The sequence below is a fragment of the Lewinella sp. genome (assembly GCF_050633125.1).
GTDB lineage: Bacteria > Bacteroidota > Bacteroidia > Chitinophagales > Saprospiraceae > Lewinella.
In genome coordinates this window covers 53,693-54,432 of sequence record NZ_JBOEFX010000140.1, presented here as the reverse complement: position 1 = coordinate 54,432, position 740 = coordinate 53,693, and the positions used below count along the sequence as shown (strand labels likewise).

Below are 740 nucleotides of genomic sequence, written 5' to 3'. Positions count from 1 at the left end.
GAACCGTAGCCAACAATGGCTGTCCGACCTCACCAATGGTAATTACGGCCAAAGACAAGATCACAGACGAAGTATTGCCAGAGACGGAAGTCGCCCTCGTTGATGGTAGCGGACAGATTGTAAAAACAGGCACAACCAACAGTCTCGGTGTGGTAGAATTTGCCAACGTTGAGCCTGGCGACTACACCATCCAGTCTAAGCTTTACGATACAGCGCTGGAAGAAGGTAAGATTGCTGCCAGCGATTTCAACACTTCTACTTCTGTACAGAAGACAGTTTACTACGATGATCCCAACTTTATCATCAAGGGTAAGGTGTTCTACTGTAACAGCCCGAATCCACTACCAGGCGTAACCCTCAATTTGAGTAATAAAACAGCCAACTTCCTGAAGACTACCATCTCGAAGAGTACGGGCGAATTTGTTTTCTACCTGGATAGTCGTTCTACTTACGAGCTTTACGCCAAGAAAGAAAGCTTCCTTTCTCAGGTAGTAGATGTGGATGCCAACAACTACGATCGTGAAAAATCTGTATTCGTGCGCTTAGAGATTTGTGCCGATGAAGTGAAGTGTGGTGATGCCATTAACCTGGATAACATCCTTTATGATACCGGCAGTGCTGCCATTCGTCCAGATGCAGAGCCCGATTTAAACAAGGTGGTTCAGTTCATGAGAGACAATACGGATGCGAAAGTAGAGCTGTCTGCTCATACAGATAGTAAAGGCCGGGCGTCTTCCAAC

Annotated in this window: 1 pseudogene; it reads left to right on the top strand. The window is 46.4% G+C overall.

The features are described 5' to 3' along the window. Window positions 1-740: pseudogene (locus tag ACRBG0_RS25520) on the top strand (OmpA family protein); the annotation flags it as partial.